The organism is Cellulomonas sp. HZM (assembly GCF_000708885.1).
GTDB lineage: Bacteria > Actinomycetota > Actinomycetes > Actinomycetales > Cellulomonadaceae > Cellulomonas.
Map to the genome: position 1 here is coordinate 23,124 of NZ_JEOE01000006.1, position 16,618 is coordinate 39,741.

Consider the following 16,618-nt stretch of genomic DNA (forward strand, 5'->3'; position numbering starts at 1 on the left):
TCGCCCCACCGACACGTCCGGACCGACGTGCCACGCCGTTCGGCCCGCGCGTCAGCGGTAGCCCGCGGACACCACGTCCAGGGCGTGCTGCAGGTCCGCCGGGTACTCGCTCGTGACCTCGAGCCACGCACCCGTCGAGGGGTGCTCGAAGCCGAGACGCACCGCGTGCAGCCACTGCCGCGACAGGCCGACGCGGGCCGCGAGGGCCGGGTCGGCCCCGTACGTGAGGTCGCCCACGCAGGGGTGGCGCAGCGCCGAGAAGTGCACCCGGATCTGGTGCGTGCGGCCGGTCTCGAGGTGCACCTCGACGAGCGACGCGGCAGGGAACATCTCGAGCAGCTCGTAGTGCGTGACGCTCGGCTTGCCGTCGGCCACCACCGCGAACTTCCAGTCCGACGACGGGTGCCGGCCGATGGGTGCGTCGATCGTGCCCGTCGTCGGCTCCGGGTGGCCCTGGACGAGCGCGTGGTAGACCTTCTCGACCGTGCGCTCCTTGAACGCGCGCTTGAGCACGGTGTACGCGTGCTCGCTCTTGGCGACGACCATCAGACCGCTCGTGCCGACGTCCAGCCGGTGCACGACGCCCTGGCGCTCCGCCGCCCCGGACGTCGCGATGCGGTAGCCCGCCGCGGCGAGCGCGCCGACGACCGTCGGCCCCGTCCAGCCGGGTGACGGGTGCGCGGCGACGCCGACGGGCTTGTCCACGACCACGACGTCGTCGTCGTCGTGGACGATCCCCATGCCGGGCACGGGCTCGGGCACGACCTCGACCGTCGGCGCGGCGACGTCGGGGATCTCGACCTCGAGCCACGCGCCCGCGACGAGGCGGTCCGACTTGCCGACGACGCGGCCGTCGACGCTCACGCCGCCGGCCGCGGCGATCTCGGCCGCGCGCGTGCGGGAGAACCCCAGGAGGCGCGACAGCGCGGCGTCGACACGCTCGCCCGCGAGCCCGTCGGGGACGGGGAGCTGCCGGACCTCAGGCACCGTTCGTCGCCTCGCCGGTCCGCCCGGTGGACGCCTCGGCGTGCTCGTCCGGCTCGTCGTCGCCGCGCCGGTCACCGTCGCGCGAGCCGTCGAGGTGCACGCCGAGCAGCACCGCGAGCACGATGAGGACCGCGGCGACGACGATCGCGATGTCGGCGACGTTGCCGACGAACAGGTCCCCGTAGGCGATGAAGTCCACGACGTGCCCCCGGGCGAACCCGGGCTCGCGCACCAGGCGGTCGACGAGGTTGCCGATCGCCCCGCCGAGCAGGAGGCCGAGCGAGACCGCCCACAGCATCGAGCCGATGCGACGAGACGCCCGCACGACGAGCACGACCACGCCCAGCGCGACCAGCGTCAGCACCCACGTCATGCCCGTCGCGATCGACAGCGCCGCACCCGGGTTGAACACGAGCTGGAAGCCGAGCGCGTGACCGAGCAGGTCCGTGCGCTCACCCGGGACGAGCGAGCTCAGGGCCCACCGCTTGGAGAGCTGGTCGACGACGAGCACGACCACGGCGACGACCGTGAGCGTGACGAGCAGGCGGCGCGAGCCGGCCGAGGGCGAAGAGGGCACCGCAGGAGTCTAGGGGCGGCTCAGCGCCGCTCCTCCCGCTGCTTGCACGCGACGCACAGCGTGGCACGCGGGAACGCCTGCACACGGGCCTTGCCGATCGCCTGGCCGCACGACTCGCACGTGCCGAAAGTGCCGGCCTGGATACGGGCCAGGGCGCGCTGCGTCTGGCCGAGCATGTCGCGCGTGTTGTTCACGAGCGTGAGCTCCTGCTCGCGCTCGAGGGCCGACGAGCCCGAGTCGGCCTGGTCGTCGCCGGCGCCGTCGCCGGAGTTCCGCAGGAGGTCGGACAGCTCCGCGTCCGCCGCGGCGAGCTCGGCCGTGAGCCGGTCGATGTCGGACGTCAGCTCGTCGGCGACCGCACGGACCTCCTTGGTGGTCCACGCCGACTCACCGTCGCGCACCGGGAACTGACGGACGAGCTTGGACAGCTCCTTGGCGTCGGTCAGGTCGACCGTGCCGAGCGCGTCGTTGATGGCCACGACCATCCCCCTGTCTGTGAGGTCACGTGACTGTAGACGTGGTGATCTGAGGACACAACACGCCACGCCGGGTGAATCCCGGCGTGGCGCGCTGCTGACGTGCGGTGAGACCTAGAGGTTGGGCGAGTCCTGGCCCGGCTGCGACTGGTTCGAGCGCGGGGGCAGGGCGTTGCCACGGTTGTCGAGGTCGCCGAGCAGGTTCTCGAGGTAGCTCTTCAGGCGTGTGCGGTAGTCCCGCTCGAAGACTCGCAGCTCGTCGATCTTGCGCTCGAGGAGCGAACGCTCCTGCTCGAGCTGGCCGAGCGTGCGCTGCGACGTCTCCTCCGCCTCGCGGACGATGCGCGTGGCCTGGTTCTTGGCCTCGGAGACGAGCCGCTCGGACTCCTCCTGGCCGCTGCGCACGTAGTCGTCGTGGAGCTTCTGCGCGAGCTGGAGCATGCCGGTGGCCGACTCGGGCTCGTTGGGACGCTGGCCCGTCACGGGTGCGACGACCGGGGCGGGTGCGACGACCGGCGCGGCCTGCACGGGCTCCGGTGCGGCGACGGGAGCCGGCACGGGCTCGGGCTCGGGCGTCGGCTCCGGCTTGGCGGCGGGCGCCGCCTGCTGCGCGCCGGTGCGGCTGAGCTCGGCGATGCGACGCTCGGCGGCGGCGAGCTTGGTCTTGAGGTCCTCGTTCTCGCCCTGCACCTCGCGGAGCGTGTTCACGACCTCGTCGAGGAAGTCGTCGACCTCGTCCTGGTCGTAGCCCTCGCGGAACTTGGTCGCCTGGAACTTCTTGTTCAGCACCTCGTCAGCGGTCAGCAGTGCCATGGTCGTCACCTCTGTCAGGTCGAACTGGTCGGGCCGGCGGCAGTCCACCGACCACCTCGGGCCACCGTAGCGGACAATGCGCAGGTCGCACGTCGCCTGCGCGGTCGTTTCGTCGGGTGCCGCGCTCAGCGCTCGGCGGCGCTCCCGAGCACCGACAGGCCGATCGTGCAGGCCAGGAACAGCACCATGAAGGCGAGGTCCAGGCTCACCTGGCCGATGCGGAGCGGCGGGATGACGCGTCGCAGCAGGCGCAGCGGCGGGTCGGTCACGGTGTACGTCGACTCGGCGAGCACGAGCGCGATGCCGCGCGGGCGCCAGTCGCGCGCGAACACCTGCACCCAGTCGAGCACGAGGCGCGCCAGGAGGAGCAGGAAGAACAGCAGCAGTGCGAGGTAGGCGACCGTGAGGACGACGTGCACGCGTCAGCTCTGGTTGTAGAAGCCGGCGCGCGTCGCACCCTCGGGCGCGGGACCCTCGCCCGAGACCTCGACGTGCGACGGCGACAGCAGGAACACCTTGTTGGTGACGCGCTCGATCGCCCCGTGCAGGCCGAAGATCAGGCCCGCGGAGAAGTCGACGAGACGCTTGGCGTCCGCGTCGTCCATGTCGGTGAGGTTCATGATCACGGGCGTGCCCTCGCGGAACGCCTCGCCGATCTTGCGCGCGTCGTTGTACGAGCGCGGGTGGATCGTCGTGATGCGCCGCAGGTCGCCCGCGGGCTGCTCGTGCTGCACGACCGCCGTCCGCGTGGGACGCAGCGGGGTGACCTGGGCCTCGTAGTCCTGCTGCTCCACCGGCGCGTCCCCCCCGTGGTCGTACTCGTCGAGGTACTCCCCCTCGTGGCCCTGCTGCTCGTCGGCCAGGCCGAGGTACAGCATCGTCTTGCGCAGCGCTCCGGCCATGGCCCTCGCCCCTCCCCGGACAGCTCCGGCACGTCTGTTTCGTCGGTCCCGGCGCGTACGGCCGGTCCCACCTCGCTGGCCACGCTAGCAACGCGTGGCGTGGTGTCAGGGGCGCGACACGCCCGGCTCGTGCTGTTCGCGACGCGCCGTGCGCACCACCCCGACGAACCGGCCCGTGCGCCCGTCGCGCCGGTAGGAGAACAGGCCGGGATCCGACCACGTGTCGCGGCCGTCCGCGACGACGTGCTCGACGCCGGCCGCGTGCAGCAGCCCGACGACGCCCGCCGCCAGGTCGAGCGCGGGCGTCCCCCACGAGGTGGTCGCGCCGGTCCCGGGCACCGCGGCCGCGACCTCGTCGCGCAGCCCGGCCGGCACCTCGTACGACGACGCGGCGACGCAGGGGCCCAGTGCGGCGCGGATGCGCGTGACGTCCGCGCCGAGGTCCAGCATCGCGGCGAGCGCGGACTGCACGACCCCCGCGACGAGGCCCGCGCGGCCCGCGTGCACCGCCGCGACCACGCCCGCGCGGGCATCGGCGAGCAGGACCGGCACGCAGTCGGCCACCATGACGGCGACCGCGACGTCCGGGCTCGTCGACACGAGCACGTCCGCGTCGCCGAGCGGACCTGAGGGCGGCGCGTGCAGCACGACGGCCTCACGCCCGTGCACCTGGTGCGCGAACGCGACCGCGCAGCCCGCCCACCGCGCGAGCAGCTCACGGTTGCGGGTCACGGCCGCGGGGGCGTCGCCGACGTGGTCGCCGAGGTTGAGCGCGTCGAAGGGCGGCACGCTCACGCCGCCCGCACGGGACGTGAACCCGGCCCGGACACCCGGGCCGAGGTCCACGCTCGCGACGGGGATCACTTCAGGAAGTCGGGCACGTCCAGCTCGTCACGCTCGCGCCGGGGCGTCTCCTCGGTGAAGATCCGCGGGACCTCGAGCGCGCCGGTGATCGGGACAGGCTCGGCCTCGGTCGAGAGGAACGCCGGGACGTCCGGCTGACCCGCGGGGGTCTGGGGCGCCGCGGGCACGGGTGCCGTGAGGTCGTCGGGGGCGGACGCCTGCCGCGGCGAGGGAACCTGCACCGCGGGCGGGACCGCCGGCGCGGTGACCTGACGGGCGGGCGTCACCTGGCCGAGCCCACGCTGGTCGCGCCGGACGGCCGGCGTCCCGCCGTCGAAGCCGGCGGCGATCACGGTCACGCGCACCTCGTCGCCCAGGGCGTCGTCGATGACCGCGCCGAAGATGATGTTCGCCTCGGGGTGCGCGGCCTCCTGCACGAGCCTCGCGGCCTCGTTGATCTCGAACAGACCGAGGTCGGAGCCGCCCTGGATCGAGAGCAGCACGCCGTGCGCGCCGTCGATCGAGGCCTCGAGCAAGGGCGACGAGATCGCCATCTCTGCGGCCTGCACCGCCCGGTCCTCGCCACGCGCGAACCCGATGCCCATGAGCGCCGAGCCCGCACCCTGCATGACGGACTTCACGTCCGCGAAGTCGAGGTTGATCAGGCCCGGCGTGGTGATGAGGTCCGTGATGCCCTGCACACCGGACAGGAGCACCTGGTCCGCCGAGTGGAACGCGTCCAGCACCGAGACGTTGCGGTCCGAGATCTGCAGCAGGCGGTCGTTAGGGATCACGATGAGCGTGTCGACCTCGGCGCGCAGCGCGTCGATGCCCGCGTCCGCCTGCACCGAGCGGCGACGGCCCTCGAACGTGAACGGGCGTGTGACGACACCGATCGTCAGGGCGCCCAGCGAGCGGGCGATGCGCGCGACGACCGGCGCGCCGCCGGTGCCCGTGCCGCCGCCCTCGCCCGCGGTGACGAACACCATGTCCGCACCGCGCAGGACGTCCTCGATCTCCTCGGCGTGGTCCTCGGCGGCCTTCTTGCCGACCTCGGGGTCCGCACCGGCGCCGAGACCGCGCGTGAGCTCGCGGCCGACGTCGAGCTTGACGTCGGCGTCCGACATGAGCAGGGCCTGGGCGTCGGTGTTGACCGCGATGAACTCGACACCCTTGAGGCCGACCTCGATCATGCGGTTCACGGCGTTGACGCCGCCGCCGCCGATGCCGACGACCTTGATGACCGCCAGGTAGTTCTGCGGAGCTGCCACGGTGGGTGCCTCTCGTTCTCTCTCCGGTCGGGCCGGATGCAGTGCTGGTCGATCGACCGTCGTTCGCGGGTCCGACGCGAGCGTCGGGTTCAACCTTCACCTTCAGGTTGAGAGTTATAGTTATGTCAGGTGCTCTGTCAGTGCGTGACGGTAGGTCCCGCACCGGCGCCGATCAACGACCGACGCGCGCGTGTCTCGCACGTGTCTGTCGCGCCCCGGCACAGGAGGTGCCCCGGCCCCTCGCGGTCAGCGGGTGACGGGGAGCGTGGGCGCCGAGACGTCGACGACACGCACGTCCTTGCCCGCCTTGGAGTCGAGCAACGTCGCCAGGACGCTGGCCTTGAGGGGCGTCTGCGCCGAGCTCCCCCAGTCGACCCGCACACCGTCGCGCAGCGTCATCGTCACGGTGTCCTGCGTCTGCGCGGCGACCGAGCGGACCTCGCCCAGCAGGTCGTCGGGCAGCTGCTGCAGGACCGTGAGCACGGCCTCGAGCGTGCGCCGCTCCCCCACCGGGACGTCGACCACCGGCAGCCCGGAGGGCGCCTTGTCCACGCGGCCCACCTGGACGCCGTCCATGTCGAGCAGCGTGAAGCGGCCGTCGTCCGGCACGGCGGCGACGGGCTCGCGCGCGACGAGCGTCACGGACACGCCGTGCGGCCAGTCGCGCATCACCCGCGCCTCGCGGACACCGGGAACGTCGAGGATCTGGTCGCGGATCCGGATCGTGTCGAGGCGCGGGAGCGGCACGCCTGCGCGAGCGTCGACCACCGCCTCCACCTGGTCGACCGCGACCACGGATCCCGCACCGGTGATCGTGACCCGGTCCGGGTCGAGAGCGAGCACCGGCGACAGCAGGAGCAGCCACGCGAGCGCGAGCAGCGCGACCAGCCCGCCCGCGATCCCGAGCAGCTGACGTCGCGCGAGCACGCGCCGGGCCCGCGCGCGCTCGGCGAACCGGGCGAGCGACGTGGTCGAGACGACGGACGGTCGAGTCGGCCCCGACAGCCGGCGCCCCGAGGCGCTGTACGTCGAGACGTTGCGCGTCGGGCCGGTCTGGGAGGTCCGCGTCGCCCCGGTGTGCGGGGTGGGCGTCGCACCCGCCTGCGGGGTGCGGGTCGCGCCCGGCTGGGGGGTGCGGGTCGCGCCCGGCTGGGGGGTGCCCGTCGCGCCCGGCTGGGGGGTGCCCGTCGCGCCCGGCTGGGCGGTGCGCGGCCCCCCCTGGGCCGCGGCGGCCTCGCCCGACCCGGTGGCCGCACGCGACGAGGGGGCGGGCCGGCGAGCGGGCGTCGCGGGGCGTGGTGCGGGCGGCCGCGACGGGCTCATGCCCGCTGCCCCTGGTCCGCGGCCTTGCCGGGGCCGTCGCCGTCGGCGACGTCGGTGAGGTCAGCGAGGATCGTCGGTCCGAGCGCCGTGACGTCCCCCGCCCCGACGGTCAGCACGAGGTCCCCCGGCCGCGCGAGACGTGCCACGACGTGCGCGGCCTCGACCCGGTCGGCGACGAACCGCGCACGCCCGGGCGTCGGCACGCGCTCGACGATCGTCGCGCCGCTGACCGTGGGATCGGGGTCCTCGCGCGCCGCGTAGACGTCGGTCACGACGACCTGGTCCGCAAGGTCGAGTGCCGTCGCGAACTGCTCGGCGAACGTGCGCGTGCGCGAGTAGAGGTGCGGCTGGAAGAGCACGACCACGCGGCCGTCCCCCGCGACCGTGCGGGCTGCCCGTAGCAGCGCCGCGACCTCCGTGGGGTGGTGCGCGTAGTCGTCGACCACGCGAACGCCGCCCGCCGTGCCACGGTGCTCGAAGCGTCGCCCTGTCCCCCGGAACTGCTCGAGGCCCGCCGCGGCCGCGAGCGGGTCGACGCCCAGCGCGACGCACGCAGCCCACGCTCCCGCGGCGTTGAGAGCATTGTGCGCACCTGGGGCGCTCAGGCGGAGGTGCGCGGGACCCGCGGGACCCGTGAGATCGACGTCGCTGCCGCCGTCGGGGTTCGCGCGGTCGCTCAGCGCGACGTCCGCGCCGCCCGCGCGCCCGTAGGTCGTGATGCGCACACCGCGCGCGTCGAGGTCGTCCCGCGCACGTGCCACGAGACGCGCCGCTCCGTCGTCGTCGGCGCACACGACGAGCGTCCCGCCGGGCCGTACCCGCCGGGCGAACGCCACGAACGCGTCCTCGAAGGCCTCACGCGAGCCGTAGTGGTCGAGGTGGTCGGGCTCGACGTTGGTGACGACCGCGACGAGCGGTTCGTACGCGAGGAACGAGCCGTCGGACTCGTCGGCCTCCGCGACGAACGCCGGACCCGAGCCGTCCCGCGCACCGCCGAGCGGCCCGCCGTCGGACAGCACCGTCCCGCCGATCGCGAACGACGGCTCCTGCCCCGCTGCGAGCAGAGCGGTCGCGACCATCGCGCTCGTGGTCGTCTTTCCGTGCGCGCCCGCCACGGCCACCGCGTCGCGGTCGGACATGAGCGCTGCGAGTGCCTGCGAGCGGTGCAGCACGGGGACGCCCAGCTCACGGGCCCGGACGAGCTCGGGGTTGGAGTCACGTACGGCTGAGGAGACGACGAGCGTGTCGGCGCCCTCGACCCAGGCCTCGTCGTGACCGACGTGCACGTCGACACCCGCGGCGCGCAGCCCGGTCAGGGCCGGTCCGTCGGCGGCGTCCGACCCGCTCACGGCCAGCCCCCGCGCGGCCAGCAGCGCCGCGACCGCGGACATCCCGGCGCCGCCGACGCCCACCAGGTGGACGCGGCCGAGCCCGGCCACGCCGCTCGTCACGAGCCCGCCCGCGGGCGTCCGGCAGCGGCGCGCTCGACGAGGTCCGCGACGGCACCCGCCGCATCGGTCACGCCGACGGATGCCGCGGCAGCCGCCATGCGTGCACGGTCGGCAGCCGCGTCGTCGCCCGCGAGGAGCGGGAGCACGTGCGCGGCGATCCATGCCCGGTCCAGCTCCGCGTCGTCGACCAGCAGGCCACCCCCGGCGGCCACGACGTCCGCCGCGTTGAGCCGCTGCTCGCCGTTGCCGACCGGGAGCGGCACGTACACCGCGGGGATGCCGAGCGCGGCCAGCTCGCACACCGTGCCCGCCCCGGCGCGGCCGAGCTCGAGATCGGCCACCGCGAGCGCGAGGTCCATGCGGGTCAGGTAGTCGAGCACGTGGTAGCGCTCGGTGCCGGGCAGGTCCGCGACCGCGGAGCGCACCGCGTCGTCCTTGCCGAGACCCGTGACGTGCAGCACCTGGACGCCCGCCGCCAGCAGGTCGGGCGCGGCCGACGACACCGCCGCGTTGACGCTCGCCGCACCGCTCGAGCCCCCCGTGACGAGCAGCGTCACGAGGTCCGGGTCGAGTCCGAGCTCGGCCGCCGCCGCGCGGCGCGCACCGACCGGGTCGGCGGAGCGTCGCGCGACCAGGTCCGCGATCGGCGCGCGCAGCGGGAGGCCGGTGCGCTGCGCTCCCCGCAGCCGGGTGCCCGCGAACGTCGTCGCGACCGCCGCGGCCCACCGCGCGCCGAGGCGGTTGGCGAGTCCCGGGCGCGCGTTCTGCTCCTGCACGACGACGGGGACCTTGCGGCGCCGTGCCGCGAGATAGGCGGGAGTCGAGACGTAGCCGCCGAAGCCGACGACCACGTCGGCGCCGCTCTCGTCGATCGCTCGACCCGCCGCGGCGACGGCCGCGCGCAGGCGGCCCGGCAGGCGCAGCAGGTCGGCGGACGGGCGGCGCGGCAGCGGCACGCGCGGGACGTGCACGAGCGGCAGGCCGTGCTCGGGCACGAGCCGCGCCTCGAGCCCCTCGGCCGTGCCCAGGACCGTGAGCACGGCCTCCGGGTGGCGGCGACGCAGCTCGTCGGCCACCGCGAGCAGCGGGTTGACGTGTCCGGCGGTGCCGCCGCCGGCGAGCAGGACGGACAGCGGCGCGTCAGCCACGCGCGCGTCCGATCACGGCGAGCGAGCGGCGCACGACACCGGGCCGCGCCGACAGCGCCTCCGCAGCACCGGGCTCCGAACGCGCGAACGAGATGACGATGCCGAGCGCGGCCATGGTCATGATGAGTGCCGAACCTCCGGCCGAGACGAGCGGCAGCGGCACCCCGATGACGGGGGCCAGGCCGATCACGACGGCGATGTTGATGAGCGCCTGCCCGATCACCCAGCACAGGATCGCGCCGGTGGTGATCTGGACGAACGGGTCGGGGTGGCGACGCACGACGCGGATCATCGCGAACGCGAGCAGCCCGAACAGCGCGAGCACGATGACCGTCCCGACGAGGCCGAGCTCCTCACCGATGATCGCGAAGATGAAGTCGTTGTGGGCCGCGGGCAGGTAGCTCCACTTCTCGCGGCTCTGGCCGAGCCCGAGCCCGCCGATGCCGCCGGACGCCAGCCCCCACTGGCCGTGAAGCGTCTGGTAGCACTGGTCCTGGACCGAGCAGTTGCTGCCGTCGAGCCACGAGAAGATGCGCGCCGTGCGGTTGGTGTTGCCGATCGTGAGCGCGGCGACACCGGCCGCCGCGACGAGGCCCGCGACGGCGAACATCCGCATCGGGACGCCCGCCACGAACATCGCTCCCGCGACGAGCACCATGAGCACCATCGCCGTGCCCAGGTCGTGGCCCGCGAGCACGGCCAGGATCGCGCCGCCCGCGACGACGACGGCCGGGACGAACACGTGCTTCCACTGCCGCAGCAGCGGCTGCTTGCGCGCGAGCACCGTGCCGAGCCAGACCGCGAGCGTCAGCTTGATCGCCTCGGACGGCTGGACCGTGAACGGACCGACCGCGAGCCAGTTCTGGTTGCCGCCGCCCGAGACGCCGCTGCCCGAGACGAACACGAGCCCCTGCAGCGCGACCGCCAGCCCGAGCGCGGGCCAGGCGGCGGCCCGCAGCACGCGTGCGGGCACCCGGGACAGCACCACGAGCGCGACGAGCCCGATCAGCGCGAACTGCGTCTGGTTGAAGAACACCGCGTACGGCGAGTTCTTCTCGTCGAGCGACTCGACGCTCGACGACGACAGCACCATGACGAGACCGACGACCAGCAGCAGCGCCGTCGTCCCGACGAGCACGTAGTAGCTCGTGACCGCGCTGTCCCACTGCCCGAGCAGCGAACGTCGCGTGGGCACGGACGTGCCGGGCGTGACGCCGTCCGTCGTCGTCGCCGAGGGGCGGCGGGGGCCGCGCTGCGGGACGTCGCGCGGGGTCGTCGCGGTCACGGCTCAGCCCTGCCCGTCGAGCGCGCGCGCGGCGGCCGTGAACTCGCTTCCTCGGGCGGCGTACGACGCGAACTGGTCCATCGAGGCGCACGCGGGCGCCAGCAGGACGGTCACGGGGCCGCCGGCACCGGCGGCGAGGCGCGCGGCCTCCTGCACGGCACGGGTCATCACCGCCTCAGTCTCACCGGGGTCGACCTCGACGACCGGGACATCCGGTGCGTGTCGGGCGAGCGCGTCGCGCAACGGCTCGCGGTCGACGCCGATGAGCACCACGGCACGCAACCGGTCGCGCCGCGCACGCACGAGGTCGTCGAAGCGCGCCCCCTTGGCGAGTCCGCCCGCGACCCACACGACCGAGCCGGGCTCGAACGCGCCGAGCGACGCGGCGGCGGCGTGCGCGTTGGTGGCCTTCGAGTCGTCGACGTACGCGACGCCGTCGACGGTCGCGACGGTCTCGATGCGGTGCTCGCCGGGCGTGAAGGCGCGCAACCCGTCGCGCACGGCCGTCGGCTCGACGCCGTGCGCGAGCGCGAGCGCTGCCGCGGCGAGCGCGTCGGCGACGACGTGCGGCGGCACCGTCCCGTCGGGGCCGGCGAGCCGCGCGAGGTCCGCGAGCGTGCCGAGCTCGGCCGCGTGCGTGTGCCGCAGCCGGGAGAACCCGCGGTCGACGAGCACGTCCTCGACGAGCCCGACCTGCCCGACGAGCGGGGTCCCCGTGGTGAACCCGACCGCGAGCGCACCGTCGACCACGTCGGCCTCGCGCACGAGGCGTTCGGTCGTCGGGTCAGCGAGGTTGTAGACGCACGCGACCTGCGCGCGCTCGTACACGCGGCCCTTGTCCGCGGCGTAGGCGTCGAGCGAGCCGTGCCAGTCGAGGTGGTCGGCCGCGACGTTCAGCACCGCGGCGGCCTGTGCGGACATCGAGTGCGTGAAGTGGAGCTGGAAGCTCGACAGCTCGACGGCGAGCACGTCGTAGGCCGGGTCGGTGGCCGCGAGCACGACGGGTGTGCCGACGTTGCCGACCGCCGCCGAGGTCCGGCCTGCGGCGGTGAGGATCGCGTCGAGCATGCCGACGGTCGTCGTCTTCCCGTTGGTCCCCGTCACCGCCAACCAGGGTGCGGGTCCGTCCGCGCGCACGGCCCGCAGCCGCCACGCGAGCTCGACCTCGGACCACACGGGCACGTCGCGCACGAGCGCCGCGGCGAGCAGCGGGTGGTGCGGCGGGAGGCCGGGCGAGGCGACGACCAGGTCTGCGCGTCCGAGCCCGTCACCGGCGAGGTAGTCGTCGGACGAGATCGCGTCGTCGGCACGGTCGTCGACCGGGACCACGCGTGCACCCGCCGAGGCGAGCACGTCGGCCGCCGCGCGTCCCGAGACGCCGAGACCGACGACGACGACGCGCGCACCCTCGAGCTCCACCGCCACCTAGCCGGACACCCACTCGGCGTAGAAGATCCCGATGCCGAGCGCGACGAACAGGCCCGCGATGATCCAGAACCGGATGACGATCGTGACCTCGCCCCAGCCCTGGAGCTCGAAGTGGTGGTGCAGCGGTGCCATCTTGAACACGCGTCGCCCGGTCATCTTGAAGAAGCCGATCTGGATGACGTCGGACAGCACCTCGAGCACGAACAGACCGCCGATGATCGCCGCGAGGATCTCGGTGCGCGTGAGGATCGAGAGCCCCGCGAGCGCGCCGCCCAGGGCGAGCGAGCCGGTGTCGCCCATGAAGATCTTCGCGGGGCTCGCGTTCCACCACAGGAACCCGAAGCACGCACCCGTGATCGCGGCCGCGACGACGGCGAGCGCGAGCGGGTCGCGCGTCTCGTAGCAGCTCGGCCCGGCGGAGGCGAGGAACTGGCACGACTGGTTGAACTGCCAGACGCCGACGACGACGAACGACCCGAACACGATGAGCGAGGTCCCGGTCGCGAGGCCGTCGAGCCCGTCGGTGAGGTTCACCGCGTTGGACCACGCCGTGATGAGGAAGTTGGCCCAGATCACGAACAGGATGAGCCCGACGGTCGCCCCCGCGAACGCGAGGTCGATGTTGGTGTCCCGGATGAACGAGATCCGGGTGGAGGCGGGCGTGCGGAACTGGCTGTTCGGGAACTGCAGCGCCGCGACGGCGAACAGGATGCCGACGACGCCCTGTCCCACGATCTTCCACCGCGCCGAGAGCCCGAGGCTGCGCTGGCGGGAGATCTTGATGTAGTCGTCGAGGAACCCGACGAGCCCCAGCCCCGCCATGAGGAACAGGACGAGCACCTCGGACGCGCTGGGCGGCGTACCCGTGACGAGCAGCGCGACCGCCCAGCCCAGCAGCGTCGCGCCGATGATGACGACGCCGCCCATCGTGGGCGTGCCGCGCTTGGTGAAGTGCGCGGTGGGGCCGTCCTGCCGGATGAACTGGCCGTACTGCTTGCGCACGAGCAGCCGGATGAACAGCGGAGTACCGAGCAGCGCGACGACCATCGAGACGAAGCCCGCGAGCAGGACCGCCTTCACGAGGCGACCTGCGCACCGACGAGCCGGTCGCCCAGCTGCCACAGGCCCGCGCCGTACGACGACTTCACGAGCACGACGTCACCGGGACGCAGCTCGTCGTCGAGGAAGGCCGCCGCGGCCTCGAGGTCGTCGGCCAGCACGACCTCGTCGCCCCAGCTGCCCTCGTGGTTCGCGCCGTCGCGGATCGCACGGGCACCCTCGCCCACGACGACCGTCAGACCGATGTTGAGCCGGACGACGAGCCGCCCGATCGCGTCGTGCGCCTCGCGCCAGCCGTCGCCGAGCTCGAGCATCTCCCCGAGCACGGCCACCGAGCGCCGGTCGCGGCCCGCGAGCACCGCGAGCGCCTTCAGCGCGGCGCGCATCGAGTCGGGGTTCGCGTTGTACGAGTCGTCGACCACCGTGATGCCGTCCGGGCGGTCCACGACGTGCATGCGGTGCGGCGAGAGCGCGTCGGCGGCCGACAGCCCGCTCGCGACGTCGTCGAGCGTGAGCCCGACCGCGAGCCCCGCCGTCGCGGCGGCGAGCGCGTTGTGCACGTGGTGCTCCCCCACGAGCCGCAGCTCCACGGGACGCTCGCCCTGGTCGGTCACGAGCGTGAAGCGCGCACGGCCGGCTCGGTCGAGCGAGACGCCGCGCGCCCGCACGTCCGCGTCGGGCGCGTTGCCGAACGTCACGACGTCGCCGGGCGCGAGCGCGGCCATCGCGGCCACGCGCTGGTCGTCGGCGTTGAGCACGGCCACGCCGCCGGGCGCGATGCCCTGCACGAGCTCCGACTTGGCGCGCGCGACGCCGTCGATGCCGCCGCCGAAGCCGCCCAGGTGGGCCTGCCCGACGACGAGCACGACCGCGACGTCGGGCGGCGCAATGTCCGTGAGGTAGGTGAGGTGCCCCGGTCCGCTCGCACCCATCTCGAGCACCAGGAACCGCGTCTGCTCGTCGGCACGCAGCACCGTCAGCGGCAGGCCGATCTCGTTGTTGAACGAGCGCACGGGCGCGATCGTCGGACCGGTCGCCGCGCACAGCTGCGCGAGCAGGTCCTTCGTCGTCGTCTTGCCGACCGAGCCGGTCACGCCGATCACACGCAGCCCGGAACCGCCCGGCTCGCACGCGGCCTCCCGCAGGCGTGCGAGCGCGTCACGAGCGAGGTCGCCGAGCGCCTTCTCGACGTCGTCGACGAGCACGCTCGGCAGCTCCGAGCCGTCGGCGCCCACGAGCGGGCGCGCCGCGAGCACGAGTGCGGCGCCGCGCTCGACCGCCGCGGCCGCGAAGTCGTGCCCGTCCACGTGCTCGCCCGGGAGCGCGACGAACAGCCCGCCCGGCTCGACCTCGCGCGAGTCGGTGACCACCGAGCCGCGCACCAGGAGCGGCTCGTCGCCCACGCCGTGCAGCCGCCCGCCCGTGGCAGCGGCGACCTCGGCAGCCGTCAGCGCGATCACGCGTGCTGCTCCGAGCCGTGGCCGGTGCGCGCGAGCAGCAGGGCGTCGCGCGCGGCGAGGTAGACGTCGCGGTCGTTGTACCGGTGGAACACGCCGGCGATCTCCTGGGTGGGTTCGTGGCCCTTGCCCGTGACGATCACGGTGTCCGGCTCGTCGGCCAGGGCGAGGGCGTCGTGGATGGCCTGCGTGCGGCTCGTCGCCTCGTGCACGTCGGTCAGGTCCGGGCGCTGCGACCGGATCCCGTCAAGGATGGCGGAGCGGATCGCCGCGGGTACCTCGGAACGCGGGTTCTCGTCGGTGACGACGATCACGTCCGCGAGCCGGGCCGCGATCTCGCCCATGATCGGCCGCTTGCCCTGGTCCCGGTCGCCGTCCGACCCGAAGACGAGGACCAGCCGCCCCGGCGTGATCGGCCGTACGGCCTCGAGCGCGAGCACGAGCGCGTCGGGCGTGTGGGCGTAGTCGACGAGGCACAGCGGGAACCCGTCGCCGCGCTCGACCACGCGCTCCATGCGGCCCGGGATGCCCGCCGCGTGCCCGACGGCCTCGATCGCCGCGTCGAGCGGCACCCCGGCGCGGTGCGCGAGCACGATCGCGAGTGCGGCGTTCGAGACGTTGACGAGCCCCGGCAGCGGGCTCGCCGCGGCGTGCGCGGTGCCGTCCGGGTCGACGAGCGTGAACGTCGATCCGACGCCGTCCAGGCCGATGTCCGCCTCGGTGACGGTCCAGTCCGCCTCGACCCCGGAGCCCACGTGGGTCGCCACGGTCTCGACAGGGATGCGCGACTCGCGCGCGAGCCGCCGACCCCACTCGTCGTCGACCACGACGACCCCGCGACGCGCCTGCCCCGGCGCGAACAGGCGCGACTTGTCCCGGAAGTACCCCTCCATGTCGCCGTGGAAGTCGAGGTGGTCGCGCTGCAGGTTGGTGAACCCGGCGACGTCGAGCTCGAGCCCCGCGACGCGACCGAGCGCGAGCGCGTGCGACGAGACCTCCATCGCGACCGCGCCGGCCCCCTCCTCGACGGCGAGCGCGAGGATCGACTGCAGCACCGGTGCCTCGACGGTCGTGCGCGGGCTCTCGATCGCCCGTTCCCCGATCCGCAGCTCGACGGTTCCCATGACGACCGTGACCGCGTGCTGCGAGCGCAGCGCGGCGTCGACGAAGTACGTGGTGGTCGTCTTGCCGTTGGTGCCCGTCACGCCGACGGTCCGCAGACGCTGCGCTGGCGTCCCGTGCACGCGCGCCGCGAGCGGGCCGGCGAGCGCGCGCGGGTCGTCGACGACGAGCACGGGGACGTCGACCTCCCCCAGCGCGACGACACCGGCAGCGTCCGTGACCACGGCCACCGCGCCGGCCCCGAGCGCCTGGTGCGCGTACGTGATGCCGTGCACGCGCAGGCCGGGGACCGCGACGAACACGTCGCCGGGCTCGACGTCGTTGCTGGCCACGGTCACCCCGCTGACCCGGACGTCGGCGAGGTCTCCCGACGCCGTGACCAGGCCGAACGCATCGGCGAGCTCGTCCAGACCGTGGGCCGCGGGATGCGCGGGGCGCATCCGGGCGGGTGAGGTCATGGGGAGAATCTACCCTGC

16 protein-coding genes are annotated in these 16,618 nt (G+C 74.0%); all 16 read right to left on the reverse strand.

Going from position 1 to position 16,618, the window contains the following annotated elements:
* Positions 1-51: 51 nt before the first annotated feature.
* On the reverse strand, positions 52-987 hold the full coding sequence (locus AW16_RS0105270; RefSeq protein WP_029288724.1) for an RluA family pseudouridine synthase: 936 nt from the start codon (positions 985-987) through the stop codon (positions 52-54).
* Positions 980-1,564 carry a signal peptidase II gene (locus AW16_RS0105275; protein WP_051681685.1) on the reverse strand — a complete coding sequence of 195 codons (585 nt, stop codon included), beginning with the start codon at positions 1,562-1,564 and terminating at the stop codon, positions 980-982. Before AW16_RS0105275 ends, AW16_RS0105270 begins: the two co-directional genes overlap by 8 nt.
* Before the next feature lie 20 nt (positions 1,565-1,584).
* Positions 1,585-2,043, reverse strand: coding sequence for a TraR/DksA C4-type zinc finger protein (locus tag AW16_RS0105280; protein ID WP_231495955.1), 459 nt, complete (start codon positions 2,041-2,043; stop codon positions 1,585-1,587).
* Between the two features lie 111 nt (positions 2,044-2,154).
* Positions 2,155-2,853, reverse strand: coding sequence for a DivIVA domain-containing protein (locus tag AW16_RS0105285; protein ID WP_029288730.1), 699 nt, complete (start codon positions 2,851-2,853; stop codon positions 2,155-2,157).
* Between the two features lie 125 nt (positions 2,854-2,978).
* Positions 2,979-3,272 (reverse strand): YggT family protein, encoded by a 294-nt coding sequence (locus AW16_RS0105290; protein ID WP_029288732.1) that lies wholly within the window; start codon positions 3,270-3,272, stop codon positions 2,979-2,981.
* Positions 3,273-3,275: 3 nt separating this feature from the next.
* A complete protein-coding gene (locus AW16_RS0105295) occupies positions 3,276-3,755 on the reverse strand; it encodes a cell division protein SepF (RefSeq protein ID WP_029288734.1) in 480 nt (159 codons plus the stop codon).
* A gap of 105 nt (positions 3,756-3,860) precedes the next feature.
* Entirely contained in the window at positions 3,861-4,619 is a 759-nt protein-coding gene (pgeF, locus tag AW16_RS0105300; RefSeq protein WP_051681686.1) for a peptidoglycan editing factor PgeF, read from the reverse strand.
* On the reverse strand, positions 4,616-5,869 hold the full coding sequence (gene ftsZ / locus AW16_RS0105305; RefSeq protein ID WP_029288738.1) for a cell division protein FtsZ: 1,254 nt from the start codon (positions 5,867-5,869) through the stop codon (positions 4,616-4,618). The genes pgeF and ftsZ overlap by 4 nt, the downstream gene beginning before the upstream one ends.
* A gap of 246 nt (positions 5,870-6,115) precedes the next feature.
* Positions 6,116-7,192 (reverse strand): cell division protein FtsQ/DivIB, encoded by a 1,077-nt coding sequence (locus AW16_RS16890; protein WP_029288739.1) that lies wholly within the window; start codon positions 7,190-7,192, stop codon positions 6,116-6,118.
* Positions 7,189-8,583 (reverse strand): UDP-N-acetylmuramate--L-alanine ligase, encoded by a 1,395-nt coding sequence (gene murC / locus AW16_RS0105315; protein ID WP_081861479.1) that lies wholly within the window; start codon positions 8,581-8,583, stop codon positions 7,189-7,191. Before murC ends, AW16_RS16890 begins: the two co-directional genes overlap by 4 nt.
* Positions 8,584-8,639: 56 nt before the next feature.
* On the reverse strand, positions 8,640-9,791 hold the full coding sequence (locus tag AW16_RS0105320) for a glycosyltransferase (RefSeq protein WP_029288743.1): 1,152 nt from the start codon (positions 9,789-9,791) through the stop codon (positions 8,640-8,642).
* Positions 9,784-11,076 carry a putative lipid II flippase FtsW gene (gene ftsW / locus AW16_RS0105325; RefSeq protein WP_081861467.1) on the reverse strand — a complete coding sequence of 431 codons (1,293 nt, stop codon included), beginning with the start codon at positions 11,074-11,076 and terminating at the stop codon, positions 9,784-9,786. The genes AW16_RS0105320 and ftsW overlap by 8 nt, the downstream gene beginning before the upstream one ends.
* Before the next feature lie 3 nt (positions 11,077-11,079).
* Complete coding sequence (gene murD / locus AW16_RS0105330; RefSeq protein WP_029288747.1) at positions 11,080-12,501, reverse strand: UDP-N-acetylmuramoyl-L-alanine--D-glutamate ligase; 1,422 nt, start codon at positions 12,499-12,501, stop codon at positions 11,080-11,082.
* Positions 12,502-13,584 (reverse strand): phospho-N-acetylmuramoyl-pentapeptide-transferase, encoded by a 1,083-nt coding sequence (mraY, locus tag AW16_RS0105335; protein ID WP_029288749.1) that lies wholly within the window; start codon positions 13,582-13,584, stop codon positions 12,502-12,504.
* The gene (gene murF, locus AW16_RS0105340) at positions 13,581-15,023 is read right to left on the reverse strand and encodes a UDP-N-acetylmuramoyl-tripeptide--D-alanyl-D-alanine ligase (RefSeq protein WP_029288751.1); all 1,443 of its coding nucleotides are present in this window, start codon (positions 15,021-15,023) and stop codon (positions 13,581-13,583) included. The genes mraY and murF overlap by 4 nt, the downstream gene beginning before the upstream one ends.
* Positions 15,020-16,600, reverse strand: coding sequence for a UDP-N-acetylmuramoyl-L-alanyl-D-glutamate--2,6-diaminopimelate ligase (locus AW16_RS0105345; RefSeq protein WP_029288753.1), 1,581 nt, complete (start codon positions 16,598-16,600; stop codon positions 15,020-15,022). The genes murF and AW16_RS0105345 overlap by 4 nt, the downstream gene beginning before the upstream one ends.
* Between the last annotated feature and the right edge of the window lie 18 nt (positions 16,601-16,618).